This is a genomic window from Salinibacter ruber DSM 13855 (assembly GCF_000013045.1).
In the GTDB taxonomy this organism is placed as follows: domain Bacteria; phylum Bacteroidota; class Rhodothermia; order Rhodothermales; family Salinibacteraceae; genus Salinibacter; species Salinibacter ruber.
Window position 1 is genome coordinate 361,622 of sequence record NC_007677.1, and the last position, 20,935, is coordinate 382,556.

Below are 20,935 nucleotides of genomic sequence, written 5' to 3' on the forward strand. Positions count from 1 at the left end.
CGCAGGCTATGGGGCGGCCACGAGCACTACGACAAGAGGGGGGGGCGGCTCCGTTCGGCCGAGTGGAGGACCTCTTCTCAACGGATGCTTGGGACACCCCCTGGACGCGGTGGCGCTGGCATCGGGGAAAGTCTGGCCTGGGTACTCTGCCGTTATCCCACCCGAGCGAAGCCGAGGCCGTGCTCAGCGTAGTCCTCCTGATAGCGGCGGCGGAGCCGCTCGTGCTCGTCGGCCCGCAGGTGCGGGTCCTTCTCGATGAGGGCGAAGGCGGCCTCGCGGGCGACCTCCAGAATTTCATCGTCCTCGGTGAGGTCGGCAATCTTGAGGTCGGGCATGCCGCTCTGGCGGGTGCCAAAGAAGTCCCCGGCGCCGCGGATCTGGAGGTCCGTCTCGCTGATCTCGAAGCCGTCGTTCGTGCGGGCCATCGCCTCCAGGCGCTGCTTCGCCTCCTGACTTCGTTTGTAGCTGGCCATGAGGACGCAGTAGCTCTGCTGGTCGGACCGCCCCACCCGGCCGCGCAGCTGGTGGAGCTGGCTGAGCCCGAACCGCTCGGCGTGCTCCACGAGCATCACCGTCGCGTTCGGCACGTCGACCCCCACCTCGATCACGGTCGTGGCCACGAGGAGGTCGATGTCCCCCTCCTTGAACCGGCGCATCGTCGCGTCCTTGTCGTCGGCCGAGAGCTGGCCGTGCACCAGCCCGACCGTGTAGTCCGGGAATTTCTCCTGCAGCTCCTGGGCCCCGCTCTCCGCGTCCTTCAGGTCCATCTTCTCGCTCTCCTCCACGAGCGGGTACACCACGAACGCCTGCTCGCCCTGCTCCAGCCGGTCGTTTAGAAACGCGTACACCTCCCCCCGCCGCTTTTCGGCCCGCAGGCGCGTCTCGACCGGCTTGCGGCCCGGCGGCATCTCGTCAATCTTCGACACGTCGAGGTCGCCGTAGAGCGTGAGGGCGAGGGAGCGGGGAATGGGCGTGGCCGTCATGAGGAGCATGTGGGGCCGCTCGCCCTTCTCGAACATCTCGGCCCGCTGGGCCACCCCGAAGCGGTGCTGCTCGTCGACCACCGCGAGGCCGAGACGGTCGAACGCGACCTCGTCCTGGATGAGGGCGTGCGTGCCCACGGCGACCGGGCTCGCGCCGCTGCGGACGGCCTGGAGCGCCGCCTCCCGTTCTGCCTTGGTCTGGCTCCCGATCAGCAGGCGGGGCTCCAGCCCCAGCGGCTGGAGGTAGTCCTGCAGATTGGCGTGGTGCTGCTCGGCGAGGATCTCGGTGGGGGCCATGAAGGCGCTCTGGTAGCCGCTGTCGTAGGCGTGCATCATGGCGGCCACGGCGACGACCGTCTTGCCGCTGCCCACGTCCCCCTGCAGGAGGCGGTTCATCTGCGTGCCCGTCTGTACGTCGCCGATGATCTCGCGCAGGGCCCGGGTCTGGGCGCCCGTGAGCTCGAAGGGGAGCACCTCCCGCACAAACTCACGGGTGTATGCGCCAGGGTCGTCGAAGGCGGGCCCCGCCACCTCCTCCTGTTGCTCGTGCATCTGGGCCAGCAGGAGCTGGATGAAGAAGAGCTCCTCGAACTTGAGCCGCCGCCGGGCCCGCGAGAGCTCCTGCTGGGTCTTCGGGAAGTGAATGGCCCGCAGCGCCACGCGGCCCTCCATGAGGTCGTACCCGTCCATGATCCAGTCGGGCATCGTCTCCGTGAGCTTCAGGCCGTGCTCCTTGAACAGGTCGTACAGGACGCGGCGGACGGTCCGGCTCGTGAGGCCGACGTTGCTCATGGCCTCCCCGCCCGGATAGAGCGGCACGATGCGGCCCGTGTCGAGGAGGGGGCCCTCGTCGTTGAGGCGGTCGAAGTCCGGGTGGGTCATTGAGTGCCAGCGGCCGTACTTCTCCACCGTTCCGTGGAAGGCCACGCGGTCGCCCTCGTCGAACGCCTTCCGCACCCACCAGACCCCCTGAAACCAGGTGCCCTTCATGCGCCCGCCCTGCTCCCCCTCCAGGATGATTTCGAGCCGCTTCTGGTTGTTGCCGGGCACCACGTTGACGGAGCGGACGGTCCCGACGACCGTGACCGAGTCGGGGCCCTCCTGCAGCTGGCGCACCGGGGTCACGGTCGTGCGGTCGAGGTAGCGGCGGGGGTAGAAGCGCAGCAGGTCGTGCACCGTGCGCACGCCATGCTGCTCCGCCCACACGTCGGCGCGCTTCTCCCCCACTCCCTTTACGTAGCGGACGTCCTGTTGAAGAAAGTCCTCGCTCATAGACGAAGGAGATCGCGGAAGAAAACGGATGTGTGGACACTGTGTACCGTACATCCGTCGTCTCGATCCGTCCGCAAGAGAGCGATTGGGGGGCGCTCACACCCGCCGAGGCCTCGGCCCGGGGACGGTTACGGCACGCCGCCGCCCGTCGCAACGACGTTGGAGACGGTATGGACCGCCGTCCCCCAGATCGAGTGGCCGGTAGTGACGGACAGGAGCATGTCCAGAGCAAAGAAGAGGAAGATGCCCGTTCCGACGAAGTGGGCCTTTCGAAAGTTGACCCGGTGCGCGAAGTGGTGGAAGAACAGGGCGTTGGCGAGGCTCACTGGGAGGATGGCAAGCATCTCGCCCAGCCAGATTGCCGAGGCGGCCTCGTACTGCACAGCAAGGCTGATCGTCACGAGCTGCGTTTTGTCCCCCACTTCCCCGAAGGCCATCATCGAGAAGATGCCGAGGAAGGTTGCGAGCGAACTGGGGAGCTCCACACCCAGGACCTCCACGGTCCCGGCGCCGATCCAGCCCTCGTCGTCTGCCTCCGACGCCGGAGAGGTCGTGCCACTCTCGGGGGCCGACCGATACATCAACACTGCGAACAGCAAAAAGAGGCCGGCGGTAAGGAGGTCGAGGTAGAGTTGAGGCAGGACGTCGCGCAGCACCGCCCCGAAGGTTACCTCCAGGATCGTCCAGCCGGCAAAAGCACTTCCGGCCGCGGCCACAATGAGGTATGGGCTAAATCGGGTCGAGAGGCCGGCAATGATAAATTGAACCTTCTCGCCCGGCAGCACGGCAAGCTGTGCACCGGCCGCAATCAGCATGATCTCGATCCATTCAGTCATGGGCGTCTCCTCCCCCACCCAGTGGGCGGCCCTGATTCATTTTTAGTATTGGCTAATATAATAGTTAGAACGCACGAACTTATTCGGGCGACGGCACTTCGTTTCGAGAACGAGTGGGCAGTGTGAAATAGCGGGCAGTCTTTGGGGAGTCTTAGAAGCGCTGGTTCAACATGGTTAAAGTAACGGGAAGGGGGAGGAAGTCCCCCAGGGTGCTGAGAGGGGGGGCAGGCGCCAGGTCATAATGCGATAACGCGATGCGGATGATTTTCCGAGTGTGCATTTCCACCTTGGTCCCACCGCAGGTTCTGTGCAAATATTTCCCAACCGATGTCTCAGACCCGCCGCGACTTCTTGAAGTATCTCAGCCTCACCGGGGCCGCCCTCGGCGTCCCGGGCGTGGCCACGGGAGCGCCGCACCTGAGCGCCGGCCGTGAGTCGGTTGCCGTCACCGGCCGCGTGACGGGGCCGGATGGAGGGCTGGAGGGCGTGCCTGTCACCGACGGCGTCGCCGTCACGCAGACCGGCCCCGACGGGCGCTACGAGCTGGCCGCCTCGCCCCGCCGGCCGTTTGTCTACCTTTCGGTGCCGAGCGGGTACCGCCTCCCGACCCACGAGACGGGCACCGCCCGGTTCTACCGGCCTCTGGGCGCGGCGGGCGGCGGCACGGCGGAGGCGTCGTTTCGGCTCACGCCCCTCGACCGCGACGACGAGCAGCACGCGTTCCTCTTCCTGGCCGATCCGCAGACCCGGACGGCGGCGGAAATGCAGCAATTCCGGGACGAGACGGTGCCGGACGTGCAGGAGGCCGTGCGGGCGCTCGGGGACCGTCCCGTCTTCGGCGTGGGCGGGGGCGACCTCGTGTTCGACGAGCTGTCGCTCTTTTCCGGCTACGAGGCGGCGGTTGAGGAGATGGGCATCCCGTTCGTACAGGCGGTGGGCAACCACGACCTCAACTTCGACGCGCCGGGCGATCCGGGCTCCACGGCCACCTTCCGGCAGCACTTCGGCCCCGAGTACTACTCGTTCGACCGGGGGGCCGTCCACTACGTCGTGCTCGACGACGTGTACTGGCCGGGGAGCGACGGCTTTGGGCGGGAGACCGGTGACTACCACGGCCATCTCGACGCCGCCCAGCTTGCGTGGCTGGAGCAGGACCTCGCGCTCGTGGAGGACGGCCGGCCCGTCGTCGTGTTCACGCACATCCCGCCCCTCAGTACCGCCTACGAGCGGCGCGGCGAGGACAGCCCGTCGGTCCGGGGCCGAATCGGAAACCGGGCCGCGCTCTACGAACTGCTCGATCCGTTCGACGCCCACATCGTCAGCGGGCACGTCCACGAAAACGAGCACCGCTTTGCCGACGGGCCGCACGAGCACGTGGTGGGCACGGTGTGCGGCGCGTGGTGGACCGGGCCGGTCTGCTACGACGGCACGCCCAAGGGCTACGCGGTCTACGAGGTGGACGGGGACTCCGTCGCGTGGCGCTACAAGGCCACCGGCCGCGCCGCCGACCACCAGGTGCGGGCGTACCCGTCCGGGGCCGACCCCGAGGCGCCGGGCGAGTGGGTGGCCAACGTCTGGGACGCCACCGACGACTGGACGGTGGTGTGGTACGAAGACGGCATCCGCACCGGCGCCATGGCCCGCCGCGTGGGCCTCGATCCGATGAGCCGGCGCCGTCACGAAGGGGACAACCAGCCGGAGAAGCACACGTGGGTGGAGCCCCAGCCCACCGCCCATCTGTACTACGCGCCCGCCAACCCCGACGCGAACCGGGTGCGCGTGGAGGCCACCGATCCCTTCGGGCGCACCTACGTGGCCCGCCCTTCCCCAAATAGGGGATGAACCCGCCTGCTTCTCGGAAGGCCTCTCGCTGTGTTCTCGGTCCCCTCTTTTGCAGGTACGGCCCGTCGGTTTCGCAGATGCATTTCGTCGGGGTGCTCCTCCTGGGGGGCTGGTCGGGAGTGGGGGCACCGAGTCGGAGCCCCCGTCCACCCCCAGTGAGGTGAAGACCCAGACGCCAATCACGCGCATCGCGTTCGGCTCGTGCAACGACCCGGCGGCCCCACAGCCGCTCTGAGCCCCCATCCGGGCCGCCGAGCCGGACCTGTGGATCTGGATGGACGACAACGTCTACGCGGACACGCTCAACATGACGGCCCTCGACTCAATCTATGCCCGGCAGAACCGCCGGTCCGGCCACCGTACCCTCCGCGAGTCGACACGGGTCATCGGCACGTGGGACGACCACGACCACGGCGCCAACGATGCGGGCTGCTCCTACCCGAAGCGGGACCGGAGTCAGGCGCACGTCCTCGACTTCATGGACGTGTCGGAGGATCATCCCGGCCGGGAGCGGGCGGGCGTCTACAGCACCCACACCTGCGGCCCGCCCGGGAAGCGCGCAAAGGTGATCCTGCTCGACACGCGCCACCACCGCGATCCGATCACGCGCGACCCGATCGGCCGTCAGCGCTACTTTCCCAACGAGGAGGGGACATCCTGGGCGAGGCGCAGTGGGAGTGGCTGAAGCGCGAGCTGCGCACGAGCACCGCGCAGGTGCATCTCATCGGGACCAGCATCCAGGCCGTCTCCAGCCAACATCCGTGGGCGAAATGGGCCAATTTCCCCGGGCCCGCGAGCGGCTCTTCCGCGTCATTGACGCGTCGGGCGTCCCTGGGGCCGTGCTCCTCAGTGGGGACCGCCACATCTCCGAGCTGTCCCGTCACGACGAGGCCGCCGGGGACTCGCTCTACGAGTTTACGTCCAGCGGCCTCACGCACCACGCCCCCATGCACGAGGCGGCAAACCGGCACCGCGTCGGGCCGCTCGTCGCGGCGCTCAACTACGGCCTCGTGACGATCGACTGGGCCGCCGATCCCGTTACGCTTCGGTTCGAGGTGCGGGGCACCGACAACGAGACGCTGCTCGACCACACCCTTTCGCTGTCGGCGTTGCAGCCGTCGGGCGGGTCGTGAGGAGGCCGGTCAGGGCCGGTCCGTGACCGTGATCGTGTCCGTCACGGCGGGCTGATTGCCCTGGGGGACCCTCACGGCAAGGCGGCCCGGCTCAAACGGCGGGGAGGCCACATGCGTCGTGTCGAGCGGCACGATCGCCATCGTGCACGCCCGGTCGTCCGCGGTCGGGGGCCGGACCCGTGGCGTCAGCGTGAGCCGGCCAGGCGTGCGGCCTTCGTCGATCCGGGCGAGTGAGTAGCAGCCGTTGGGGCCCACGGTGCCGGACAGGTGGACTCGAAGGGTGTCGGAGGTCGCAATCTGGTCGGGCACGTCGATCCGCGCAACCCGGGCCGTATCGAGGACGGGCGCGTCGGTCGCCGCGGGGGGCTGGGAGGTGGTGGCGGCAGTGGAGCCGCAGCTCGCCCCACTGAGGAGCAGAAGCCCGACGAGCATTGCGGCCAGTGCGGGACGGCGAAAGCACATGGGGGGACGTGGGGGCTTGGTGGCGGATGAGGGCGAATCTGAACGTACAACGCGACGGGGCGCGTCACCATCGGAAGAGGTGCGCCGGCATGGCGTCAGGGAGGCCGCAACCCAGGCGGGCGCAGACGGTCGTCGGTTCGGGACCGAGAACAATCCGGGCCGAGTGGGAGCCCCGCAACGAGAAGAGTGCTGTTCCCTCCTGGCGGGCAGCAGAGGGGAAAAGGGCAACGAGCCCACCCGGGGCCCCGGCTCATTGCACCTCCACCTCGTCGCTGATGTCCAGCAGGTCCTCGGGGACGGAGGCGGGGACGGTCCAGAGGTAGACCGTTTCCTGTCCGATCTTGCCCGGGCCGAGGTCGATGACCCGGTCCGGCTCCCAGTCGCCCATCCGAAAGTCGTGCGAGACGATCCGGTCCCCAGGGTCCAGTGTCCGGAGCAGCTTCGGGCGCAGCTTCACGTTGATCTCCGGCCACAGGTACAGGGTCACGACCGTCGCCTCGCCCAGGTCGGCCTCAAACAGGTCTCCCTGCCGAAACTCGACCAGGTCGGAGACCCCGGCCGCCTCCGCGTTCTCGCGGGCCTTGGCGATCAGCTCCGGATCGATCTCGACGCCGATGCCGCGGGCGCCGTGTCGTTGGGCGGCGGCAATCGGGATGCGCCCGTCGCCGCTACCGAGGTCGATCACCACGTCGTCGCTGGTCACCTGGGCCGCCTCGAGCATCCGGTTCACAACGCGCTGCGACGTGGAGACGTACGGGACGTCCTTCTCGACGGTGTCCGAGTCGGAGATGACCGCCGACTCGGTCAGCGACTCCTCCTGCAGGATCGGCGGGAGCGGGTCCACGGTTTGACCGGTTCCCCGCAGGGGCAGAACGGCCCAGAGCACGAGGAGGGCCGCGGAGAGAGAAATCGCTATGGGACGCAAACGAGACATTGTCGAGGGAGCGAGAATGATCGGCAGAAGAGCGCGAGCGAGAAGCGAGACTGGGGGCATCGGGCAGACCGCCCGGATATTGCCTTCCCCAAACGAGGCGGACGGACGGACAGGTCCCGACCCTCGGATGCTCGGCGTGCGGGGCAGGATGGGCAGCCGATGGGGCGCGTCGCTGTCCGGGCCCCGTTGCCGGGGGCACGCCCCAAAACGGGTGCTCGACCCCCCGCCCCCGGCGAACGGATCACGGAAAAGTAATCGAATCCCACGAGACCGATCCGTATAATGCCGTTGGTTTGTTTTCCCGCCTCCGCGCAGACACGGCCAAACACGAGCCGCGTCCGACAGTCGAGCCGCGCCCGCACAACTGGGTGCCGGGCCCGGGCGTGGGCCGTGCACGCGTTACGCTCTTGTTCTTCTGGAGAACGGGAAGGGCCTGCCCTCTGTAACCCATCAAGGCCGGCAGAGACAAAGTGAGGACCGGCCGCGTTCTTCTGTGCGGCGAAAGAGGAACACCCCACGACCAGGCAGTGCCATCCGGGGAGCGACCCGCCCCGGATGGCAGTTTGATGACACCCCCAACACACAGCACACCATTCCATGGCGACGGACCTCCTTGAGGAGACAGACATCGAGACCCAGACGATCAACACCATCCGGTTCTTGTCGGCCGATGCGGTGCAGCGGGCCGAGAGCGGGCACCCGGGGACGCCGATGGGGCTGGCGCCGGTGGCCTACGTCCTGTGGACCCGCCACCTGCGGCACAACCCACGGGACCCAGACTGGCCGGGGCGGGACCGGTTCGTGCTGTCGGCGGGCCACGCCTCGATGCTTCTGTACAGCCTGCTCCACCTGACCGGCTACGACCTGCCGATGGAGGAGCTGAAAGGCTTCCGGCAGTGGGGCAGCCGGACGCCCGGCCACCCGGAGGCGCACCTGACGCCGGGCGTGGAGACGACGACCGGCCCGCTCGGGCAGGGCTTTGCCAACGGAATCGGGATGGCGATCGCCGAGCAGCTCCTGGCCGACGAGTTCAACGAGGAGGGCTTTCCGCTTTTCGACCACCACACGTATGCCATCTGTTCGGACGGGGACCTGATGGAGGGCATCTCGCAGGAGGCCGCCTCCCTGGCGGGCCACCTCGGGCTGGGCAAGCTGGTGTACTTCTTCGACGACAACGACATCACGATCGACGGCTCCACGGACCTGGCCTTCACCGAGGACGTGGCCGCCCGGTTTGAGGCCTACGGCTGGCACGTGGCCCACGTGGAGGATGCCAACGACCTGGAGGCGGTCGACCGTGCGATCGAGGAGGCGAAGGCCGAGACCGAGCGGCCCTCGCTGATCCGGGTCCAGTCCCACATCGGCTACGGCAGCCCGAACAAGCAGGACACCGCCGCGGCCCACGGGGCGCCGCTCGGCGAGGAGGAGCTGCGGGGGGCGAAGGAAAACCTCGGCTGGCCGCCCGGGGAGACGTTTTACGTCCCCGACGCGGTCTACGACCACATGCGGGCGGCGAAGACGGAGGGGCAGGAGGCCCAGCGCGAGTGGGAGGCCCTCCGCGAGGCGTACGAGGAGGCCCACCCCGGGCAGGCCGCCCGGCTGAAGCGCTGGATGAACCGGGAGCTGCCGGAGGGATGGGAGGAGGCCCTTCCTGCGTTCGAGCCGACGGCGGACACGGGGGAGGAGCTGGCCACCCGCAAGGCGAGCGGGCTCACCCTCGAGGCGCTGGCCCCGGAGGTGGGGTACCTGATTGGGGGCTCGGCGGACCTCACCGGCTCGAACAAGACCGACGTGGAGGGGCGGGGCGACTTCCAGAAAGACAGCCGAAGCGGGCGGTACTTCCGGTTCGGGGTGCGGGAGCACGCGATGGCGGGACTCTCCAACGGGATGGCCCTGCACGGAGGCATCCAGCCCTACGCCGGGACGTTCCTCATCTTTAGCGACTACCTGCGGCCGTCCCTGCGGCTGAGTGCCCTGATGGAGCAACCGGTCGTGTACGTGTTTACCCACGACTCGATTGGGCTTGGGGAGGACGGGCCGACGCACCAGCCGGTGGAGCACCTGATGGCGCTGCGGGCGATCCCCGGGGCGACCCTGATCCGGCCGGCCGACGCGAACGAGGCGGCCCGGGCGTGGGCGGCGGCGGTGACCCGGACCGGCGGGCCGACGGCGCTGGCCCTGACGCGGCAGACCCTGCCCATTGTCGACCGCACCGAGCTGACGACGGCGGAGGGGCTCCACCGCGGCGCCTACATTCTGCGGGAGGCGGCGGGGCAGCCAGGCGTAATCTTGATGGGAACCGGGAGCGAAGTCCAGCATGCCCTGCAGGCCGCCCGCGCCCTTGAGAAGGACGGCATCCAGGCGCAGGTGGTAAGCATGCCGAGCTGGGAGCTCTTCGAGGAGCAGTCCGAGACCTACCGGCGAAAGGTGCTGCCGCCGTCGGTCGAGGCGCGCGTCTCGATCGAGGCGGGCGTCACGCAGGGATGGGAGCGCTACGTCGGCCCCGAAGGCACCGCGATCGGGGTGGATCGGTTCGGGGCGTCGGCCCCCGGAGAAACCGTGATGGAAAAGTACGGCCTGACCGCCGAGCGGGTCGCCGAGGAAGCCCGCTCGCTGGTGCGGGGGTAGGGCCCCGAGCCCCCGCCCCGCACGCCGGACGGGCGAGATCGGCCCGTCCCTGCACCGTCAGCAAGACGCATTTTTGAGGTCAACAAAGCCCTCAGATCAACAAAACCCGACTCGCTATGAAGTTCTTTGTAGACACCGCCAACCTTGAAGACATCCGTGAAGCCGCGGGCATGGGCGTCCTCGACGGGGTGACCACGAACCCCTCCCTCGTGAAGGCGGAGGGCAACGTGGACTTCCACGAGCGCGTGCTGGAGATCTGCCAGACCGTGGATGGAGATGTCTCCGCGGAGGTGACGGCGACGGAGTTCGACGGCATGATGGAGGAGGCCCACACCCTGGCCCAGATCCACGACAACGTCGTCGTCAAAATCCCGCTCATCAAAGACGGCATCAAGGCGCTCCGCGCCCTGGACGAGGAGGGGATCAAGACAAACTGCACGCTCTGCTTCTCGCCGACGCAGGCGCTGCTGGCGGCGAAGGCGGGCGCCGACTACATCAGCCCCTTCATCGGGCGCATCGACGACATCTCGTCCGACGGCATGGGCCTGATCGAAGAGATCGTGCAGATCTACGACAACTACGGGTTTGAGACCGAGATTCTCGCGGCGTCGATCCGGCACCCGACCCACGTGAAGCGGGCGGCCCTGGCGGGGGCCGACGTGGCGACGATGCCGTTCTCGGTGTTGACGAACCTGCTGGAGCACCCGCTCACGGACCGCGGGCTGGAGCGCTTCCTGGCGGACTGGGAGGACTACAAGGAGGCCCGGGACGAGACCCCCGCGACCACGACGGCGTAAGGCCCCCCTGCACGTCTCCGGCGGCCTGCCGACACGCTCACGGCCGCGCTGCTGGGAGCGAGCGCCGGCCCCGCAGCCTACCAGAAGAAGGCGTAGAGCGCGGCGGTGATGGCGAGGATGCCGAAGGCCGCCACGTTGTAGATGGGATCCCGTTCGCGCTCGATGCCCCCGACGTCGATCGCCTTTGGGTGGTCCTCCCCCTCGTTCTCCAGCAGGGAGATCGCGACGATCAGGGCGACGGAGATGAAGAACACGATCAGCATCCGGTTTAGGAACGCGACCCCCGGCGTCCAGAACTTGAAGGCCGCCGAGAGCGGAATGCTCAGGACCGCCGACACCAGGGCCGCGTTCGGGGTGGCCTTGCTCCAGAATAGCCCCAGCACGAAGATGGCGAGGACGCCCGGGCTCACAAACCCGGTGTACTCCTGAATGTACTGGAAGACCTGGTCGAGGTCGGCCAGCTGCGGGGCCAGGGCGGCGGCCACCACGATGCAGATCAGCGCGACCGCCCGCCCAATCCGTACCAGGCGCCGCTCGGACACGTCCTCCCGGCTCGTGTAGTTGCGGTAGAGGTCCATCGTGAAGATCGTGGAGGCGCTGTTCATCATCGACGCCAGCGAGGAGATGATCGCCGCCACCAGGGCCGCGAAGGCCAGCCCGCGAAAGCCCGACCCCACGTACTCCCCCAGCAGCCAGGGATAGGCCTCGTCGCCCCGCTGGATGGGGGCGTCCAGCGCAAACGCCACGATGCCCGGCACCACCACGATGAGGGGAAGGAGCAGCTTCAGGTAGCCGGCGAAGGCCAGGCCCCGCTGGGCCTCCTTCAGGCTCTTGGCGGCCAGGGCGCGCTGGATGATGTACTGGTTGCAGCCCCAGTAGAACAGGTTGGCCACCCACAGGCCCCCAAACAGCACGCTCAGGCCGGGAAGGAGCTGGTAGGCGTCTTTCAGGGCGCCCTCGTCGTTGCGGTACATCAGCTCCCCCTCGAACAGGATCATGTTGAACCGGCCCGACGCGTCGCCCATCAGTTGCGTGAAGCCCCCGACGACCCCGGCCTCGCTGCCGCCGTAGGCGTCGAGCGCCACCCAGGTCGTGAGGAGCCCCCCGCCGACCAGCACCACCACCTGCACCACGTCGGTCCAGGCCACGGCCTTGAGGCCCCCGTACAGGCTGTAGGCGGTGGCGACCGCGGCTAGTCCAAGGACCGACGCCCAGAGCGGAAAGCCCATGATGACGTTGATCGACAGGCCGCCCATGTAGAGCACCGACGTCAGGTTCACGAACACGTACACCAGCAGCCAAAAAATGGCGAGCAGCATCCGCACCCGCCCGTCGTAGCGCTCCTCCAGGAACTGCGGCATCGTGTAGATCTCCTTCTCCAGGTAGATCGGCAAGAAGAACCAGGCGATCACCAGCAGGGTCACGGCGGCCATCCACTCGTAGGAGGCGATGGCCAGGCCCACCCGGAAGCCCGAGCCGCTCATGCCGATGAACTGCTCGGCGGAAATGTTGGCCGCGATCAGGGAGGAGCCGATGGCCCAGAACGGAAGCGCCTTGCTGGCCAGGAAGTAATCGGCGCTGTCCTTCTCCTCCCCTTCCTCCTCCTGGGAGACCCAGAGGCCGAGCCCGACGATGACAAACAGGTAGACGCCAAAGATGACGTAGTCCAGCGTCGTAAACGCGACGGCGGCGGAGTCCATGTATCAGTGCGCAGTGGTGAAACGGGCGGAGAGCAGGGAACGCGCGCTTCCGATTTGGAGCGAGCGCTCCTAAAAAAGCGCTCCCGAGGCGCAGGCGCAAGGCGACGGGCGGCCATTGAAGAGCACAAAACAGCGGTGCGGGCCCCAGGGCCGGGGCCACAGCGCGCAAAAACGAGTCGGTGCTCGTCGGCGAGGGCGTCGCACCGCCGGTGTGGATGCCTCGTGTGGAGCCCCATGCCCCTGCCCCCGAGGGAGGGCCTGCGGAAATGAAAATAGACGGAAGGCGGGGGCGTGCCCCAATCGGTCCCCCGTTCGACTGCCGACAGTGGCCCTCCTTGTCCCCGCCGATGGGCCCGCGGCGGCCGCCACGCGCCCTCGACGACGCGTTCGGGGGCGGCCGTGCCCGAACGGCGTCGGCCGGACTGGTGCGCCGGACGGCCCGCCGCCTACCCCATTTCCTCGGGAATCGACAGGTCGTCGAGCTCCTCCACGTCGTCCCCCACGGCCTCGGCGGCGGTCGTGCCCGTGTAGACGAGGAAGTTGAGGCCGCGGTCGAGCAGGCTCTGGGCGAGGAGCATGCTGGCGAGGGGCGCTTCCGGAATCTGGAGCGGCCCGGACAGGCCCACGCCTGCGCTCATGAACACGAGGCCCCGGGACGGCACGAACGGGACCTGCTGGATCACGATGTACAGCGCGAGCAGCGTGATCCAGGTGCCCGCCGAGACCTCCGGGATGACCACGGCCCACTGCGTCACCTGCAGGCCGTTGTTGAGGACGAAGCGGGCAACGTGGCCGGCGGCGAAGAGCCCCAGCAGCGACGACGGAAGGGACAGAATGGAGCGCCGGAAGGCCACGACGGCGCTCACGAGGATGATCAGCACGGCCACGCCGGCCCCGAGCGTGTAGGCCTCCGACGGCAGGTACTGGCGGAGCAGCTCAATCTGGCCGGTGAGGAAGAAGACGGCCAGCAGCCCGAAGGCCACGCTGGTGGACGCGACCGAGGAGATCACCACGTTGTCCTTCACGGTGCGGAGCACGGTTCCCGTGCCCAGGTTGGTCTCGCGGCGGGCCCACAGGTAGAAGTAGGCCTCCCCGGAGTAGCCGAGCACGTCGTTGTTCAGGACCCGTTTTCGGAAGAGGACCGGCAGGAGGTCGCGGTACTGGGCGCCCCAGGCCGTCCCGTAGAGAACCGCCTCGGTGAGGGGCAGGGTGCCGTACATGAGCAGCAGCAGGACGTAGAACCACGGCGTAACGGGGAGGGCGCGTGCCACTTCCCCCCACCCGATGGTCGTAAGTTCGTAGGCCAGGTACGCCACGATGCCCCCCACGAACAGCCAGCGGAGGCCGGTCCGAACCCACGCCCCCATGGGGCTTTCGGTGAACCGAGTCCAGCGGGCACGGAGGGTAGAAAGGGTCTCGTAGAACCGCTGGAGCATGAGGGCCCGAAGAGCCGAGCGAAAGAAGAGGAGAGAACTACCGAGGTCAAAGGGGGGCGCGCTGCTTCAACGTCTCGTGCAGCGCAGCGGCGCGCCGTCGCGTTTCCGAAGAGAGGGCGGCGGTCTCTACGGAATGGGAGCGGGGCGGACGCAACTGATCGGCCTGACCGGTGAGGGCAGATGGGTCTACAGAAATGAGATCGGCCAAACGAGAAAGGGCTGTGCGCGGTTCGTCAACGAGGCGGTCGTACGAGAGAAGGACAGTATTTTCGTCGGCGTGGGCCAGCACATGCTGGTAGGCCGCGATCCAGTACCGGACCCAGAAGGCAAGGCTCGTGGGCTCGGGGGCGTCGTCGACCCAGCCGTCGAAGTTCACGGGGCGGAGGCCGTGCCCAAACTCATGGTGCCCGATGGCCTCCATGTACTCTCGCACGAAGTCATCGTCGTCGTGAAGCTGGAGGAAGCGTTCGTGCTGCTGCAGCATGGAGGCCGCCTGCTGGAATGGGGCGCGGAAAGGGACCACGAACGTACCGGCCTCAAGCGGCCGGGGGAGGGCCCCGAGACGGGCAATGTTGAGGTTGTTCTTCGAGAGGTAGCGCAAGTCGGCCGAGGGGGCGTCCCGCCGTACGGCCACGACCTTGCGCATGTGGGACTCGTAAAACGTGTCGAACGCAGGGTCGTGGTCGTCGTCCGACCAGGGCTGGATGCACCGTCCCCGATATGCATCCGGCCAGAAGTGCTTCCAGATCATTTCCTCGAAGGCTTCGGGGCTCTTGCCCGACACCTGAAGCCCGTCGCCGTGTGCCCGTTCGGTCGTCTGGGTCCCGCCGTCGAACTGATCGGAGAACCGGTCCCAGAACAAGGGACATAGTAGAAACGGCATGTCCTGATACGTGTGACTCGCGAACCGGCCCGTGTTCCACAGGAGGCGCAGCACAATGGTCGTGCCCGAGCGGGGGAGCGCCGTGATAAAAACCGGATCGTCGACCGAAATCGAGCTGAGGGTGTCCCGGTACAGAATGTTCTCTACGTCGGACAGGGCGTGCTGGGCCGTGCCGGCGCGGAAGGCCGTGCGGTGGAGAAGCCGATCGAGCCAGCCGTAGCGGTCCTCGAAAGTCATGATGCACGGGTGCGTTGAACGAGGACGTATGCGAGCAGGCCGACCGCCGTCGTCACGGCGAGAAAATCAATGCGCTGAAGCGTGGCGAAGGTGCCGCTAAATGAGCCGACGCCCGCACGGCCAAGAAGCCAGACACCCCCCAGAGGAAGCCCCAGTGCGAGGGCACTTCCCCCCACCAGTCGACCCAGGAGCCCGAAAAGCTCCCGGGCGCGATTCTGCAGGGCCGTTTCCTTCGCCGCGTCATCCAGGGAGTCGTCCCGAAGCACCCGAAGACAGGTGGTGCTGTGCCGCCCCACCTGGCGGGCGTGCCCGGGAAGGCGAAGGCGTTCGATGATGACGGCAAAGCCGACCACGACGCCGGCGGCGAGGACAATGTTCATTCGGCCGAAGGATCTGCGTCCGAGGGAGAAGCCGCTGCGGTCGTGTACCCTGGGCTTCAAGAAGGTCGGGGGCTCGACCGTCGACCGGGCCTGCATCCATGCCTGCTTCAGAACGTCATTGGGAGGCACCCGGGCCGCCCGCACCGCGAAGCCAATCAAAAAGGCCAGCAGTGCCACCGAGGCAACAAACCAAATTTTCGAAAATTTGCTCTGCATCAGGTGAGATGAGAGGGAGGAGCGAATTCTGCGGAATCTGGGGCATCTCCGTGCCAAAAATACGTAAAGCAGAGCCACGAAGGCAACTGTTGTTACAGGGATGTTGTGTCCGTTCGCGGAGAAGACGAGGGGACGGCGGCCACTCGAACCGGGTCAGGTGGCGTTGAGCCCCCTACGGAAGGGGGCGATGCGATGCCACCTCCGACAGCAACGCGTGGACGTTCCGGGCCACCTCCTGCCAGTTGGCCGTGCGCAGGGTGCGCGTACGGCCCTGGCGCCCCAGGGTCGCGAGTTGCTCCGGGGCGTGCAGCAGAGAAGCGAGGGCGGAGGCCAGGGCGGTTGGGGCGGCCGGGGGCACGAGCAGGCCGGTCTCCCCATCCACGATCGCGTCGGGGACGCCCCCGGACCGCGCCCCGACGGCGGGGGTGCCGCAGGCATTGGCCTCCAGGAAGACGAGCCCGAATCCCTCCACGTCGGGCGGGGCCTCGCGGGCCGGCATTACGAAGAGGTCGGCCGCGGAGTAGTAGGAGGGCAACGCGTCGTCGGCCACGTGCCCGACAAAGTGCACACGGTCGCGCACCCCCTTCCGGACGGCCAGCCGCTCCAGCCGACTGCGGTCGGGGCCGGTGCCGGCGACCATGTACTGCACCTCCGGCACGGAGGCGGCGATGCGGGGAAGGGCTCGGAGAACCGTGTCGACGCCCTTCCGCGGGACCAGGCGGCCCACCGTCAACAGCATCGGACGGCGGCCGATGCCGAGGCGGTCGCGGAGCGCCCTGCCCCCTCGGGGACGAAAGCGGTTCGGGTCCGTGCCGTTCGGAACCACGCGGAGACGGGCGGGCGGGACGCCGCGCTCCTGCAGGAGACGGGCTGTATACCGACTCACCGGGAGGAGGGCGTCGGGCTGCGCCAGCGACCACCGCCGAAACCGGTCGTAGGCAGCCCCAAGCCCGGAGCGGCCCGACAGCGGGTTGAAGAGCAATTCGCGCCCGTGGGCGGCACAGACGATGCGGCGCGGGTAGCCGGTGAGCCACCGGGCAAGTGCGGACGCCCCCACCGTCTGCCACTGGGCGTGGAGGGCCACGTCGGCCCGCAAACGAACGGCCCGCCGTGCGACAGTGAAGAGGGCCGTGACGGGCAGCAGGTCGGGGCGTCCGCGAACGCGGGTGACGGCGGGGGGCGCGGCCCGGTCGACCCTCGCGGCAGAGGGGCGGTGAGGGGCGATCACCTCGAGGGCCTCCACCCGCTCGGCCAGCCGGGTCGCGACCTCCCAGGAGTACGTCTGAATGCCGCCTACGTCCGGCGGGAAGTCCTGGGTGACAAACAGGAGGCGCATACGAAGGGCACGAACGCAAGGAGGCAGGGCGCGTCTCGCTCAGGGGGGTCGACCTACGAGGACGCGACGGTGGCCGGCGCGCGGTCGAGGCCGTAGTCGATGAGCCGGTGCCACGGCAGGCCCAGCAGAATGAGAAGAATGGTCGAGGCCTGAAAAAAGATGTTCATGCTGAACAAGATGCCGAAGTGCATGCCCACCACGAGCATAACCACGAGGTATCGGTACTTGCCCCACCACATGAGGAAGCTAACGGCCTCGGTGAGCAGGCCCACGAGCAGAATGAGCGTGCCGAAGTGGTAGTCGTAGAAGACCAGATCCTGGAGCATGGTGGCGTCAAAGCTTCCGAACCTGGAGAGGGTGTCGACCTTCCGTTCGCCAATCCACATGAGGAGGTGACGCCCGTCGGGCCACGTGATGCCGGTGCCGATGAGCTTGCAGACGGCGGCGGACGTGTAGCCGAGCCCGATGAAGAAGTACAGGAAGCCGAAGGTGAAGCGACGGCGCTGGCGTTCGCCCTGGAAGACAACGAGGGCCAGCCCCAGCCCGAGAACACCCATGCCGATGAGATTGGACCCGTGTGAGATCTCGCCCAGGGAGTACCGGGCCACGTACTGCAGGTGAAACGCAAGGAGGGCCAGCAGGTAGGCCGGCCGCCAGAGCCGGAAAAACCCGACGAGCCCGAGCATGCCGACCAAAACGGCATTGATGAGGGCCACGTTGTGGTCGAACATGAACGACACGTCGATGTAGTTCGCCAGTCCCAAGGGGAGCAGGACCGAGCTGATATTTTGCTGGATGTAGACGCCCCAGGTCCAGCAGAAGTAAACGGCGTACCCCATGATGAACAGCTCCAGCCCCCGAAAGAAGAGGCGACGCCCCTTTGTGTCCGGCGGTGTGTTCTCGAAGAGTTCGTAGCGGAGGGTGTGCGCGAAGCGGGCCAGTGTAGACATGGGGGAGGCAGAGGAAGACGGGCGAGACGCGGAGGTGGAAGGCGTTGCTACTCGGCAGGGGGGGAGCGTCCCGCCACGGTGCGGTCGCTGGGCGACGGGTTGAGATGACTGGCGCCGGGGGTGAACAGAAGGACGGGGGTGGCGGAGATGGAGACGGAATCGGCCACCAGTTCGCCGCGCACGCGATACACGAGGAGCGAGGAATTCACCGACCGGTTCTTAAAGAAGAGGCTGCGGAGCCCCTGCACGCGTTCGTCGGACCACCGGTCGGTCTTCGACACGTAGTTGGCCACGTCGTTCTGGTTGATGCCCTTCGGCGCCAATGGGTAGGACGCGCCAGGAAGGCTCTGAAGCGATACCGCGTCCCACGAGAGGGTGTCGGGGTCGGTCTGGGATGGCATCTCGCGGACCATGGCCCGGGTCCAGGGATTGCCCGCCTGTGAGAACATCGGGTAGATGCTAAACGGCCAAAATTCACCGAGGTGGGTAGCTACGAGCAGGGCGTAGACCACCAACACCCCACCCACAATTTGGAGGGCGCGCTTGGGAAAGCCCATGGGGCACAAAGTTGGCTACTGAGGGAAAGACCTATCGGAAGAAGGACGTCGTCGGCTTGGGGGGCGGCGTCCGGCGCTCTTCCGAACGGACCCACCAAGGAACGGTGCGTCCGCAGAAAAGGGCCGGTGGAATGCAGTGTAAATTTCGGCACAACGAGACGTAGAAGTCAAGCCGTCCGGGCTGCAGGCCGGCACGGAAAGGAGGACGTGTAGGACGAGGGCGAGTGTGCAATTGGTCTCGGAATTTGGTGTAAACGTTTCGGTGAGGGAGCACGCCGCAACCGTGTGTGTACCTGTGGGGCCTCTTTGGGGCTGCGCGGCTGGACCGAGACGGCATCCGGCACAGTTACTTCTGGAAGGCCGAACGCGGCGTCATGGACGGAGCGTGGCCGTGAACGGAACGGACCAGAACGCGCGAAGAATGGGGGAGAAGGTGCTCACTCCTTTTCAACCAAATGCTCTCCTATGCCCCACTCTATTCTTCCAACATACTCAGCGCTTTTTGGCGAGACGGTCCGTCGACTGGGACTGTGTGTCGGGGGGCTGGCTCTGGGGATTTCCCTCTCCGCCCCTGAGGCTGGGCACGCACAGGGGGCGACCTCGAATGAGGGGGACCCGGTGATTGTCGACAACTTTGAAGACGACGCGCCGGGGACGTTTCCCGACGGATGGGTGTTCGTGAAGTCGGATGAGAACATCCAGTCGTACGAGGAGAGCCGCGATCCGGGCGAGACCGTGGAGGTGCGGGAGGAGAACGGGAACCGCTACGTCCAGCTCATCACAGATGGGGAGGCGCTGCGGTACACGAAGCGAAACGGCGTCGATTTCGAATGGAACCTGAAGGATCATCCCCGCCTCAAGTGGCGCTGGCGGGCCCGCAAGCTGCCGGAGGGCGCCAGCGAACGGGACCAAAACGACACGGGGGGCGCGGTGTACGTGACGTTCGGGTCGGACTGGCTGGGGCGGCCGAAGAGCATCAAGTACACCTACAGCTCCTCCCTGCCGGTGGGCACGACCGTCTCCTTTGGCCCGCTGAAGGTCATCGTCGTCGACTCGGCCCGCGAGCCGCGCACGGGCGAGTGGGAGACGGTCCAGCGGCGCATCCGGGACGACTACCGGCAGGTGTTTGGCGAGGATCCCCCCGATCGCCCGGTGTCGATCACGCTGTGGAGCGACTCGGACACCACCGGTGACGAGGCAAAGGTCGACGTCGACGACATCGAATTGCTTCCGCCCCGGTGAGGCTCCACGTGGCCGGTCGCGAGACATGAACCAATCGACGGGGCCCGCGTCTTGAAGAGCATGTCCCGTCGAATCAGCTTGCCCTTTCTGTCTTCATGTCCTCCCCCCGCGAAGGCTACGTCCTTCACAGCTACGGCCCCGATCGATACGTGAAGCACGTCGTGGCGTCGGTCCACACGCTTCGTCGGCACGATCCCGACCGGCCCGTGGCCCTCTTTTGCCCGGAGCACCACCGGGCCCTGCTGGAGCGTCGGGGGCTGGATGCGCACTTCGACGTGCTCGAGGACCTGCCCCGAGAGCACCGGTCGATCGTCGGGTTCAAGCACCATCTCCATCGCTTCAAGGCCTTCGAGCGGTCGCTCTTCGTGGACGCGGACATCATATGGTGCCGCAACCCGGATCCCCTCTGGCGGCAGTTCTCGGCCTTCCCGTTTACCGCCACCGGCCTGCAGAACGCCGACCATTTTTTTGGGGGGCCGAAGGGGCTCGGGGTCGTCGTCGACGTGCTGCTGGGGCGCCGCCGCCGCACGCTACGTCGGCTTGGCCTTACCCAACTGCCGCGCGTGCAGGCAGGCATGATCTACGCCCAGGACGACGCCTGCACCCGAGAGGTCGACGCGGCGGCCGCGTCCTTTCTCGATCGGGTGGGCAAGACGCACTTCCGGAGCCGGCTCGACGAAGGGCGCAGTGAGGAGACCTGCGAGTGGAGCATCGCCCTGGCCATGAGCAAGCTCGACCTGCACGTATTTCCGTGGCTGCAGGGGCGCAACAGCCCGCAGCTCGACTACATCGACAGCCTGACCGACCACGACCCGGACTTCAAGGAGGTGTCGTATCGCCTCTACACCAACCGGTTCGTGTACAGCCTCCGCGGCATTTCGAACACGTCGCTGCGCAACGCCCTGCTGAGGGGGGCCGAGTCGTTGCCGAGGGCCGGCGAATACATGGAGGTGACGCCCTACGCCCTTCACTTCGGGTGGCTCCACCAGAAAGAGACGTTTCGGGACTTCACCGAGCGCACCTGGGCCCGGCTCGCCGAGGAGCGCACCCGGCCCCGACAGGTGACGCCCCAAAACCCGGACTCGGCGTCCGCGGAGTGAGACGGGACCCA

The 20,935-nt window shown here is 67.4% G+C and carries 18 protein-coding genes; 7 read left to right on the forward strand and 11 right to left on the reverse strand.

Translation table 11 applies throughout. The annotated features are described in order from the left end of the window. Positions 1–152: 152 nt before the first annotated feature. Together recG and SRU_RS01465 are read right to left on the reverse strand one after the other, a co-directional pair. The gene (gene recG, locus SRU_RS01460; protein ID WP_011403048.1) at positions 153–2,255 is read right to left on the reverse strand and encodes an ATP-dependent DNA helicase RecG; all 2,103 of its coding nucleotides are present in this window, start codon (positions 2,253–2,255) and stop codon (positions 153–155) included. 128 nt (positions 2,256–2,383) lie between these two features. Next, entirely contained in the window at positions 2,384–3,091 is a 708-nt protein-coding gene (locus SRU_RS01465) for a TMEM165/GDT1 family protein (RefSeq protein ID WP_112905122.1), read from the reverse strand. A 327-nt stretch (positions 3,092–3,418) separates the two neighbouring features. Between SRU_RS01465 and SRU_RS01470 the strand changes: the two genes are divergently transcribed. The 3 genes from SRU_RS01470 to SRU_RS01480 all read left to right on the forward strand — a co-directional run bounded on the left by SRU_RS01470 (position 3,419) and on the right by SRU_RS01480 (position 6,066). Beyond that, positions 3,419–4,933, forward strand: a complete 1,515-nt coding sequence (locus SRU_RS01470) for a calcineurin-like phosphoesterase C-terminal domain-containing protein (protein ID WP_112902905.1) — start codon at positions 3,419–3,421, stop codon at positions 4,931–4,933. A gap of 274 nt (positions 4,934–5,207) precedes the next feature. Continuing rightward, entirely contained in the window at positions 5,208–5,618 is a 411-nt protein-coding gene (locus SRU_RS01475) for a hypothetical protein (RefSeq protein ID WP_011403051.1), read from the forward strand. 85 nt (positions 5,619–5,703) lie between these two features. Beyond that, positions 5,704–6,066: a hypothetical protein gene (locus tag SRU_RS01480; protein ID WP_112902907.1), complete on the forward strand. Its 363-nt coding sequence runs from the start codon at positions 5,704–5,706 to the stop codon at positions 6,064–6,066. A 9-nt stretch (positions 6,067–6,075) separates the two neighbouring features. Here the strand turns inward: SRU_RS01480 and SRU_RS01485 are convergent, their stop codons facing one another. Both SRU_RS01485 and SRU_RS01490 read right to left on the reverse strand, forming a co-directional pair. After that, positions 6,076–6,528, reverse strand: coding sequence for a hypothetical protein (locus SRU_RS01485; RefSeq protein WP_162713339.1), 453 nt, complete (start codon positions 6,526–6,528; stop codon positions 6,076–6,078). 250 nt (positions 6,529–6,778) lie between these two features. Continuing rightward, entirely contained in the window at positions 6,779–7,462 is a 684-nt protein-coding gene (locus tag SRU_RS01490; RefSeq protein ID WP_112902911.1) for an SAM-dependent methyltransferase, read from the reverse strand. A gap of 597 nt (positions 7,463–8,059) precedes the next feature. Between SRU_RS01490 and tkt the strand changes: the two genes are divergently transcribed. Together tkt and fsa are read left to right on the forward strand one after the other, a co-directional pair. Further along, entirely contained in the window at positions 8,060–10,090 is a 2,031-nt protein-coding gene (gene tkt / locus SRU_RS01495) for a transketolase (protein ID WP_011403054.1), read from the forward strand. Positions 10,091–10,206: 116 nt separating this feature from the next. Further along, positions 10,207–10,887: a fructose-6-phosphate aldolase gene (gene fsa, locus SRU_RS01500; protein WP_011403055.1), complete on the forward strand. Its 681-nt coding sequence runs from the start codon at positions 10,207–10,209 to the stop codon at positions 10,885–10,887. Positions 10,888–10,964: 77 nt separating this feature from the next. Here fsa and SRU_RS01505 read toward each other — a convergent pair whose 3' ends face one another. The 7 genes from SRU_RS01505 to SRU_RS01535 all read right to left on the reverse strand — a co-directional run bounded on the left by SRU_RS01505 (position 10,965) and on the right by SRU_RS01535 (position 18,582). Then, positions 10,965–12,587, reverse strand: coding sequence for a sodium/sugar symporter (locus SRU_RS01505; protein ID WP_011403056.1), 1,623 nt, complete (start codon positions 12,585–12,587; stop codon positions 10,965–10,967). 446 nt (positions 12,588–13,033) lie between these two features. Further along, complete coding sequence (locus SRU_RS01510) at positions 13,034–14,023, reverse strand: hypothetical protein (protein ID WP_011403057.1); 990 nt, start codon at positions 14,021–14,023, stop codon at positions 13,034–13,036. Positions 14,024–14,069: 46 nt separating this feature from the next. Next, entirely contained in the window at positions 14,070–15,143 is a 1,074-nt protein-coding gene (locus SRU_RS01515) for a sulfotransferase (protein WP_011403058.1), read from the reverse strand. After that, complete coding sequence (locus tag SRU_RS15220; protein ID WP_193345375.1) at positions 15,140–15,739, reverse strand: hypothetical protein; 600 nt, start codon at positions 15,737–15,739, stop codon at positions 15,140–15,142. Before SRU_RS15220 ends, SRU_RS01515 begins: the two co-directional genes overlap by 4 nt. A 172-nt stretch (positions 15,740–15,911) precedes the next feature. After that, the gene (locus tag SRU_RS01525; protein WP_011403060.1) at positions 15,912–17,075 is read right to left on the reverse strand and encodes a glycosyltransferase family 4 protein; all 1,164 of its coding nucleotides are present in this window, start codon (positions 17,073–17,075) and stop codon (positions 15,912–15,914) included. A gap of 53 nt (positions 17,076–17,128) precedes the next feature. After that, positions 17,129–18,025, reverse strand: a complete 897-nt coding sequence (locus SRU_RS01530; RefSeq protein WP_112902917.1) for a hypothetical protein — start codon at positions 18,023–18,025, stop codon at positions 17,129–17,131. Positions 18,026–18,072: 47 nt separating this feature from the next. After that, complete coding sequence (locus tag SRU_RS01535) at positions 18,073–18,582, reverse strand: hypothetical protein (RefSeq protein ID WP_237701834.1); 510 nt, start codon at positions 18,580–18,582, stop codon at positions 18,073–18,075. A gap of 465 nt (positions 18,583–19,047) precedes the next feature. Between SRU_RS01535 and SRU_RS01540 the strand changes: the two genes are divergently transcribed. After that, on the forward strand, positions 19,048–19,824 hold the full coding sequence (locus tag SRU_RS01540) for a DUF3047 domain-containing protein (protein ID WP_011403064.1): 777 nt from the start codon (positions 19,048–19,050) through the stop codon (positions 19,822–19,824). Between the two features lie 95 nt (positions 19,825–19,919). Then, complete coding sequence (locus tag SRU_RS01545) at positions 19,920–20,924, forward strand: hypothetical protein (protein WP_011403065.1); 1,005 nt, start codon at positions 19,920–19,922, stop codon at positions 20,922–20,924. The last annotated feature ends 11 nt before the right edge of the window (positions 20,925–20,935 follow it).

What these genes read in the sequence shown, in the direction of transcription:
- SRU_RS01465 (WP_112905122.1), bottom strand. Translation starts at nt 3,091, where the DNA reads ATGACTGAATGGATCGAGATCATGCTGATTGCGGCCGGTGCACAGCTT.
- SRU_RS01510 (WP_011403057.1), bottom strand. Translation starts at nt 14,023, where the DNA reads ATGCTCCAGCGGTTCTACGAGACCCTTTCTACCCTCCGTGCCCGCTGG.
- SRU_RS01540 (WP_011403064.1), top strand. Translation starts at nt 19,048, where the DNA reads ATGCCCCACTCTATTCTTCCAACATACTCAGCGCTTTTTGGCGAGACG.
- SRU_RS01545 (WP_011403065.1), top strand. Translation starts at nt 19,920, where the DNA reads ATGTCCTCCCCCCGCGAAGGCTACGTCCTTCACAGCTACGGCCCCGAT.
- fsa (WP_011403055.1), top strand. Translation starts at nt 10,207, where the DNA reads ATGAAGTTCTTTGTAGACACCGCCAACCTTGAAGACATCCGTGAAGCC.
- SRU_RS01535 (WP_237701834.1), bottom strand. Translation starts at nt 18,582, where the DNA reads ATGGGCTTTCCCAAGCGCGCCCTCCAAATTGTGGGTGGGGTGTTGGTG.
- SRU_RS01530 (WP_112902917.1), bottom strand. Translation starts at nt 18,025, where the DNA reads ATGTCTACACTGGCCCGCTTCGCGCACACCCTCCGCTACGAACTCTTC.
- SRU_RS01490 (WP_112902911.1), bottom strand. Translation starts at nt 7,462, where the DNA reads ATGTCTCGTTTGCGTCCCATAGCGATTTCTCTCTCCGCGGCCCTCCTC.
- SRU_RS01485 (WP_162713339.1), bottom strand. Translation starts at nt 6,528, where the DNA reads ATGTGCTTTCGCCGTCCCGCACTGGCCGCAATGCTCGTCGGGCTTCTG.
- SRU_RS01480 (WP_112902907.1), top strand. Translation starts at nt 5,704, where the DNA reads ATGGGCCAATTTCCCCGGGCCCGCGAGCGGCTCTTCCGCGTCATTGAC.
- SRU_RS01470 (WP_112902905.1), top strand. Translation starts at nt 3,419, where the DNA reads ATGTCTCAGACCCGCCGCGACTTCTTGAAGTATCTCAGCCTCACCGGG.
- recG (WP_011403048.1), bottom strand. Translation starts at nt 2,255, where the DNA reads ATGAGCGAGGACTTTCTTCAACAGGACGTCCGCTACGTAAAGGGAGTG.
- SRU_RS15220 (WP_193345375.1), bottom strand. Translation starts at nt 15,739, where the DNA reads ATGCAGAGCAAATTTTCGAAAATTTGGTTTGTTGCCTCGGTGGCACTG.
- SRU_RS01505 (WP_011403056.1), bottom strand. Translation starts at nt 12,587, where the DNA reads ATGGACTCCGCCGCCGTCGCGTTTACGACGCTGGACTACGTCATCTTT.
- SRU_RS01475 (WP_011403051.1), top strand. Translation starts at nt 5,208, where the DNA reads ATGGACGACAACGTCTACGCGGACACGCTCAACATGACGGCCCTCGAC.
- tkt (WP_011403054.1), top strand. Translation starts at nt 8,060, where the DNA reads ATGGCGACGGACCTCCTTGAGGAGACAGACATCGAGACCCAGACGATC.
- SRU_RS01515 (WP_011403058.1), bottom strand. Translation starts at nt 15,143, where the DNA reads ATGACTTTCGAGGACCGCTACGGCTGGCTCGATCGGCTTCTCCACCGC.
- SRU_RS01525 (WP_011403060.1), bottom strand. Translation starts at nt 17,075, where the DNA reads ATGCGCCTCCTGTTTGTCACCCAGGACTTCCCGCCGGACGTAGGCGGC.